General features: G+C 61.5%; 9 protein-coding genes and 1 pseudogene. 5 read left to right on the top strand and 5 right to left on the bottom strand.

Annotated elements, in window-relative coordinates; genetic code table 11:
* Positions 1-9 precede the first annotated feature (9 nt).
* Positions 10-150, top strand: a pseudogene (locus M0954_RS06745) (type II toxin-antitoxin system RelE/ParE family toxin); the annotation flags it as partial.
* 49 nt (positions 151-199) lie between these two features.
* Positions 200-535 (top strand): helix-turn-helix domain-containing protein, encoded by a 336-nt coding sequence (locus M0954_RS06740; RefSeq protein WP_367279495.1) that lies wholly within the window; start codon positions 200-202, stop codon positions 533-535.
* A 27-nt stretch (positions 536-562) separates the two neighbouring features.
* Here M0954_RS06740 and M0954_RS06735 read toward each other — a convergent pair whose 3' ends face one another.
* Entirely contained in the window at positions 563-1591 is a 1029-nt protein-coding gene (locus M0954_RS06735) for a serine/threonine protein kinase (RefSeq protein WP_297352263.1), read from the bottom strand.
* 70 nt (positions 1592-1661) lie between these two features.
* Positions 1662-1874, bottom strand: coding sequence for a hypothetical protein (locus M0954_RS06730; protein WP_074263085.1), 213 nt, complete (start codon positions 1872-1874; stop codon positions 1662-1664).
* A 616-nt stretch (positions 1875-2490) separates the two neighbouring features.
* Here M0954_RS06730 and M0954_RS06725 point away from each other — a divergent pair.
* Entirely contained in the window at positions 2491-2676 is a 186-nt protein-coding gene (locus M0954_RS06725) for a hypothetical protein (protein ID WP_123385187.1), read from the top strand.
* Positions 2677-2739: 63 nt separating this feature from the next.
* Here the strand turns inward: M0954_RS06725 and M0954_RS06720 are convergent, their stop codons facing one another.
* Positions 2740-3762 (bottom strand): fatty acid desaturase, encoded by a 1023-nt coding sequence (locus M0954_RS06720; RefSeq protein ID WP_297352261.1) that lies wholly within the window; start codon positions 3760-3762, stop codon positions 2740-2742.
* A 164-nt stretch (positions 3763-3926) separates the two neighbouring features.
* Positions 3927-4970: an L-glyceraldehyde 3-phosphate reductase gene (gene mgrA, locus M0954_RS06715; RefSeq protein WP_122153107.1), complete on the bottom strand. Its 1044-nt coding sequence runs from the start codon at positions 4968-4970 to the stop codon at positions 3927-3929.
* A gap of 265 nt (positions 4971-5235) precedes the next feature.
* Between mgrA and M0954_RS06710 the strand changes: the two genes are divergently transcribed.
* Positions 5236-5442, top strand: a complete 207-nt coding sequence (locus M0954_RS06710) for a DUF3185 family protein (RefSeq protein ID WP_297352259.1) — start codon at positions 5236-5238, stop codon at positions 5440-5442.
* Positions 5443-5507: 65 nt separating this feature from the next.
* Here M0954_RS06710 and M0954_RS06705 read toward each other — a convergent pair whose 3' ends face one another.
* Positions 5508-6269, bottom strand: a complete 762-nt coding sequence (locus tag M0954_RS06705) for a phytanoyl-CoA dioxygenase family protein (RefSeq protein WP_297352257.1) — start codon at positions 6267-6269, stop codon at positions 5508-5510.
* 405 nt (positions 6270-6674) lie between these two features.
* Between M0954_RS06705 and M0954_RS06700 the strand changes: the two genes are divergently transcribed.
* Positions 6675-7028: a hypothetical protein gene (locus M0954_RS06700; RefSeq protein WP_122153105.1), complete on the top strand. Its 354-nt coding sequence runs from the start codon at positions 6675-6677 to the stop codon at positions 7026-7028.
* Positions 7029-7161 lie beyond the last annotated feature (133 nt).

Here is a 7161-nt window from a genome sequence, read left to right as displayed (position 1 = left end):
TACAGCCGCATGCGGGAATTGAGAATCCAGCACGCTGGCAGACCCTTTCGCGTGCTGTACATCTTCGACCCACGGTGCACCGGCATTCTGTTAATCGGTGGCGACAAACCCGGCAAGGATCGCTGGTACGCAGTGAATATCCCACGTGCGGACGCGTTATATGGTGCGCATCTGGCGCGACTAGATCAAGAAGGAGTCAATGATGGCGAGAAAATACTCAGAATTGCAGGCGAAGATGTCCCCCGAGGCAGGCGCCCGAGCCGAGGAAGGAAGCAAACAATTGATCGCCGAAATGGCGCTGGCCGAATTGCGTCGCGCAATGGGCTTCTCTCAGGAAGATGTGGCCGGCCTGATGAACGTGAAGCAACCGAGTATCGCAAAACTCGAACAGCGAACGGACATGTATGTCTCGTCGCTGCGTGACCACATTCATGCTTTGGGCGGCGAACTGATCCTGATCGCGCGCTTCCCCGATCGCGATGTGAAAATCAGTTCGGTGAGCGGACCATCTACCTCGAAAGACGCAGCGCCCTGAACCGCCGCGGCTGGCCCCGGCCGACAGCTAAACCGGCCAGAGCGGCCCTTCCTGCATCGCGCCGAGTTGCTCACGCATCTCGAGAATACGGTCTTCCCAGTAGCGCTGCGTATTGAACCAGGGGAACGCAGCGGGAAACGCAGGATCGTCCCAGCGGCGCGCCAGCCATGCCTGGTAGTGAATCAGCCGCAGCGTGCGCAACGCTTCGATCAGATACAGTTCGCGCGGTTCGAACTCGCAAAAGTCTTCGTATCCCGCCAGCAGATCAGTGAGCGCGCGCGACGCTTCCGCACGCTCGCCCGGCAGCAACAGCCAGAGATCCTGCACCGCCGGCCCCATGCGACTATCGTCGAAGTCGACGAAGTGCGGACCGGCATCGGTCCACAACACATTGCTCGGATGGCAATCGCCGTGCATACGCAAAGCGCGTATTTCGCCGGCTCGCTCAAACGCCTGTTGGACGCCTTCAAGTGCGAGGTTGATCACCGTTTCCCACGCCGTGCGCACATCGTCAGGAATGAAGCGTTGCGACAGCAGGAAATCACGCGGCTCATAGCCAAACGTCTGAATGTCGAGCGTGGGTCGTGCGGTGTAGTCCTGCGTCTGTCCCACGGCGTGGATGCGGCCGATAAAGCGGCCCAGCCATTCGAGCGTATCGCGCCGGTCCAGGTCCGGAGCGCGTCCGCCGCGCCGCTCGAAGATCGAGAAGCGAAAGCCGTCGAACGTATGCAGCGTGCGGCCTTCGAAGACACGCGCCGGCACCGCCGGAATCTCGCGCTCCACCAGTTCGGCCACGAATGCATGCTCTTCCAGAATCGCTTCGTCGGTCCAGCGCTCGGGCCGGTAGAACTTCGCGACAACGGGTGGGCCGTCCTCGACGCCGATCTGATAGACGCGGTTCTCGTAGCTGTTGAGCGGCAGCATGCGGCCATCGGTGCGCACACCGACCGTGCTCAGCACGCTGTCGATAGCGTCGAGTACACACTCCGGCTTGAGCCGGGCAAAAGGCACGGTGCCGGAGGCATCGTCCTGCGAATCGTGAGGTTCGTAGTTCATGCCCGCATTGTGCGCCGCGCCGCCGTCAAAGACGAGCGTTGCAGCGACACGCGCGGGCTACGAGCCGCGTTCAGTGCATCTGCGCACTGGCCGGACGCACGAGTTCGCCCGTATCGATCAGGTCTTCGAGGAAGAAGGGTTCCGTGTTGAGTTGCAGCGAAGTGCCGGGTTCGCCGGCATACCACGCCACCATCGCCATGTCGCCCAGAATGCGCATGACGATCCCGCGCGCGCCTTGCGGCACTGCGATATGCACGGATCGGACGATAGAACCGACTTGCATGATGTTTCCCCGTTCTCACTTAGCCGGCTATATGAAGATCGTGCCGGTCGAGGTGATGATAAAAGCGCCGCTTCGCCGAACACGTTGCGCACGCACCTAAGTTTCTCCGCGTCGCACGCGGTGGTGGTGAAGCTCATTGTTGCCGTTTTGCGGGTAAGGGGAAAGCGGAAACTGGCGGCACATGGCCCTTCATTTCAGCGCTTTCGTCTCATCGACACCGGCAAAACGCCAAGCCGATGGCCTTACTGTACCGCATGATCACAAGCCATCATAAACCTTGCGGCACTGATACATCAAAAACATGGGTCCAGGGATCTTGCCTGGGCTGAGCCACAAGAAAGCCACGGTACAGTGTGAGTGGGAGGTCTAACGGACACCGTTGGTTCTCAGAAAGGACAATGTAATCGAACGCAAGACTACGGCGCTACCCGATGGTGCTTTGGCAGAACGCGCTCAGCCCGGCCAGGCAAGCCTTCGATGGTCCACAAAGCGCCGCTGCAGTGCCACAAACAACGCCGACAGCAGCTCAGCCGTCGCCTATACTCGAAACAAGCGTGACAGCCATCTCAAACTAAAAAGACCGCCGCTGGCCGCGCAAGGACACAAGGAGACGAGCATGACGACCTACTTTACGATCGCCGATTTCATCCTGATCATTCCGATGGCACTAGCCGGCGCCCTGTTTGTCGGCGCGCTACCCTGCAAGACGGAACTGCGGCACAACGTCTTCCGCCTGATCGGCGCCCTGCTGGGCGTGGGCATTGCGGTACTGCTGGTCGAAGGACTTCCGGCGCTCGTCTAGCCGCGCTCGGGAATCCGCCTCGGAGTCTTTAGCGAGCCGAAGTCGGATGGCTGGTGAGGCTAGTTAGTGCGTGGTAGCGTCCAACGCGCCCGGTCCCTTGAACTGGCGTAACGCGCTAAGGAAATAGGCGGGTTCGCTCAATCGGCCCGATTCGCTGCATGCTGCGCGCTCAAGCGAATCGAGCGCGGACAGAGCCGTCCACGGCAACGTCGGATGCTGATGATGCAGGCGATGCAGATGGTGGTTCATCAGCACACCTTGCCATCCACGCGCCACGCGGAAATTGCGCGAGCGCCCTGGCTGATCCAGCGCGACGCCATGATGCGGCAGGTTATCGGCCAGCGAAAGCCACACGCCGCGCAAATACATCGTCAAGGCCAGCACCGGCCACCACGCTCCGTACAGATAGAAGGCGAGCACGAACAAGCCGAGCGTCAATAGCCAGTCGCGACGGATTCGCGCGCGCCGCGAAGAGTCGACGGCGAAGCTGGTGAAATGACGCTGTACGTCGGCGCCGACCGGTCCCTCTGTGCCGATAGCACGAGCCACGAGCGAACGAGCGACATTGACGGGCGCAAATGCAAGCAGCGGCACCATCAACTCCCCTGCGTACAGGCCACCGAGCAAACGTCCGTAGTAACTAGCCCAACCGGGCCACACTTCCGTGACGGGGCGGCTGCGATCGAGCACATCCGGGCGATCGAAAGGCTCGCGCGTAAAGCGATGATGCATCAGGTGTCCGAAGCGTACCGCGTCGAACGGCAGTGCAAACGCAATGGCCAGCGCACGCGCAACGTCTTCGTTCAGACGCCGTCCGGGCAACAGTTGTCCGTGAATCGCCTCGTGAATCAAACCCCAGTGCATGGGTGTCAACGCGACCAGCGGCACGATCAGTAGCAACGCCGGCATGCCCCATGCACGCAGCAGCACGGGCAGCACAAAAAGCTGTAGCGTGATCGCGATCGTCACGACCGTCAGCAAGGTGAGATTGGCGCGTACGTCGATGGCAGCGCGTTTGGACTTGCGTCGTCCATGCGCCGTGGATTGCGTTGCCGGGCCGGCTTGAGCGGCCGCACTTGGGTCCATCTTCCCTCCGTCGAGACGACATCGCCCGCGACCTTAGCAGCGCTGTATGACAGCGGGAAGAATGGTGTCGCCAGGTAACGGCGCGTAACGAAGAGCCCATGCTCATAAAGGAAAGCCGCCTTACGGCGGCTTTCGCAATCACACTTTGTCTGGCTGTTTGCTGGTCAGACGGCCTGATCCGTCGACGGCTTTTCCCACAGGTTGACGCCACCCTCGGTCGCGAAGCGATCGATTTCCGCCAGCTCTTCCTTCGAAAACTCGAGGTTCTTCAACGCACCCACGTTTTCAAGCAATTGCTCGGGTTTGCTCGCGCCGATCAACACCGACGTGATGCGACCGCCGCGCAGCGCCCATGCGAGTGCCATCTGCGCGAGGCTTTGACCGCGGCGCTGGGCAATCTCATTGAGCTTGCGAACCTGCTCGATGTTCTGCGCGCTGAGGTGGTCCTGCTTCAGCGAGCCGCCGCCCGGTTTGTTGACACGTGCGTCCGCCGGCACACCGTTCACATACTTGCCGGTCAACAGACCTTGCGCAAGCGGCGTGAAAGCGATGCTGCCAGTGCCAATCTCGTCAAGTGTATCGAGCAGTTCGTGTTCGACCCAGCGGTTCAGCATGTTGTATGCGGGTTGGTGAATCAGCAGCGGCACCTTGTATTCGGCGAGCAGCTTTGCCATCTCGCGGGTCTTGGCGGCCGAGTACGACGAGATGCCGACGTAGAGCGCCTTGCCCTGTTGCACGGCGCTCGCCAGTGCACCGGCAGTTTCTTCAAGCGGTGTGTCGGCGTCGAAGCGGTGCGAATAGAAAATGTCCACGTAGTCGAGCCCCATGCGTTGCAGGCTCTGATCGAGACTCGCGAGTACGTATTTGCGCGAGCCGCCGCCCTGGCCATACGGACCCGGCCACATATCCCAGCCGGCCTTCGACGAGATCAACAGCTCGTCGCGGTACGGCTTGAAATCGTCCTTGAAGATGCGCCCAAAATTCGTTTCGGCACTGCCGTACGGCGGCCCATAGTTGTTCGCCAGATCGAAGTGCGTGATGCCGAGATCGAAGGCGGTGCGCAGAATGTCGCGCTGCGTCGAGATCGGCGTGGTGTCGCCGAAGTTGTGCCACAGGCCCAGCGAAAGCGCCGGGAGTTTGAGGCCCGACTTGCCGCAAACGCGGTATTGCATGTCCGAATAGCGTGCTGGAGCTGCTTCGTAAGCCATTGCTTGAATCCTTGGTGAAGACGGAAGGAGAGTTGTCAGGCGGCCGCGGTGCCAACTGCCTGGCTGGCCCGGCCGGCCGTGACTGCCTGGGTTGCGCATGTTGCGCGGCCGCGTACGGCTTCGTGCGGGGTGTGACGAACTAACTATCTTAGCGAATCGTCGAAAGGATTGCAGGCGTCCATTATGCGGGACGCCTGAAGTTTGCACGTGGACGCGCCCTTGACGCTCCCCTACACTTCCACGACTTTTCTACAGGAGGAAGTTCATGACCAAAGCGATTTCGCTCGCGTTGATTGTCGGCGGCGTGGTGCTGCTGTATTTCGGCGGCCAGGCTTTCCACTCGTTTAGCAGCGACGTATCGCGCGTCTTCACGGGTTCGCCGACCAACAAGGCCATCATGCTGATCGCAGGCGGCGTGATCGCCACGCTCGCGGGCCTGATCGGAATGGCGACTTCAGGCAGCAAGCGCTGAGGCAGGCGACCCGCTGCGCGGGCGATTCTGGACGTCCAGCAGCGGGGCTCGGCGACACGCGACCATCAAAATGCAATCTCAGGCTTCGACGCCGAACGCGAGCCCGGTAACGGCACATTGCTCGCGCCGTGATACGTGTACACCAGCGAAAACTTCACCTGGTCGCTGAGATTTTTGCCGGCCGAATGCAGTGTGTTGCAGTGGAAAAACACCACATCGCCCGGTTTGAGTTCCGGCGACACTGCCGTCTGGATCAGCGCCTGATTTTCCGGCAGATCGGAGCGGAAAAATTTCGCGTCGTCGAACCGATCGGACGTGAACGTCGCTGTGTGGGACTGCGGCACGAGCCACAGCGCACCGTTATCCACCGTTTCCGGACCGAGCGCGAGCCACACCGAAACCAGATCATCGCGCTCGAACGACCAGTAGCGCGCGTCGCGATGCCAGCCGGTCAGGCTGCCATACGCAGGGTGCTTGGTCATCATGCAATTGTGATGCGCCCGCGAGAGGCGCGGCTCCTCGCCGAAATACGTTTCCATCCAGCCCCGGATTTCGGGCGCCGTCGCCCACTCCGCAAAACGCGGATGGCGTGCGTAGGCATCGAGCAGGCGCCGCACGGTATGGCCGCCGGGCGCATGCTTCGACTGTGGCGCGCCGGGGTATTGCAGATCCGCCTCGAATTCGATCGGCGTGGCCGCCTCCTGCAACTGCCGCTGCGCGATCTGCTTCAACTCGCTGCAGCGCTCGGGCGAAACCAGCCCCGGCACGACGACGAAGCCCCGTTCCCGCAAGACCTGAACCTGTTCTTTCTTTGAGTGACCTGACATGGGTATTCCGTTACTTTCTACTGACCGATGCTCGATTGTAAAACGTGCGCGATAAGCGTGCGGACTTTGCAGTGCGCGCATCCCGGCCGGGTGCACACCGCAGGGGCGGGCGTGCACGCTTATCGACCGTAACGGGACGACCGTGATCGTTTCACACCGCGATCTGCCCCGTAAAAACCCGCAGACGCGAGGGTTATAACGGACTTTCTGACGTCACGATTCGCGTGTAGCCTGCATGCATGTTGACTGCAATTCCAGCTGCTTTCCTTTGCGCACGGCCACTGCAGGCCGCTGCCGCCACTTCCCGCTCAGTTTTCGGGCTTGCGCGTCCATCCCGCTGGCATAGATGGTGCTCGTTTTTATAGCGCCTCCCGTCGCGTGACACGCTGCCTACCTTTGGAAGCCATGCACACTCTCCTGAATACCCGTCTTACCCGCGCCGCCCTCAAGGCAGCGCGTCCCGCGCGCCGGCACGTCGTGCATGCGCTGCGCCATCACGCGACCCGCACCCGTGCGCTCGCCGGCCAATGGCGCGAGGCCAAACCGGTCGACAGCATCCGTACGTGGTTCCAGATGTTCTTCACCGCGTTGCGTACGCAAGCCGGTTCGCGCCGCTTTTCGCTGCGCACGCTCCTGCGCAAGCCAACGCCGCGTCGTGCGCTGCCGCCAAAACGCGTAAGCGCGCCGCGCAGCACGAGCCGCCGCCCGCGCCGGATGTCGTTTGGCAATGAAGGGTGGTTCGGCTTTGCGGGCCTTTAATAGAAAAAACCCCGCCCGGCTCAACGCCGTCGGGGTTTTTTGCTGACGCAGTACGCGCTTAAACGACCGCGGCAACCGGCTCCGTACCAGCAGCCTCGGCGAGGATCAGCGCCTTGTCTGTCGCTTCCCACGT

Origin of the sequence: Paraburkholderia sp. (assembly GCF_026225065.1) — a bacterium.
GTDB lineage: Bacteria > Pseudomonadota > Gammaproteobacteria > Burkholderiales > Burkholderiaceae > Paraburkholderia.
This window is presented reverse-complemented; position numbering and strand designations above follow the sequence as displayed.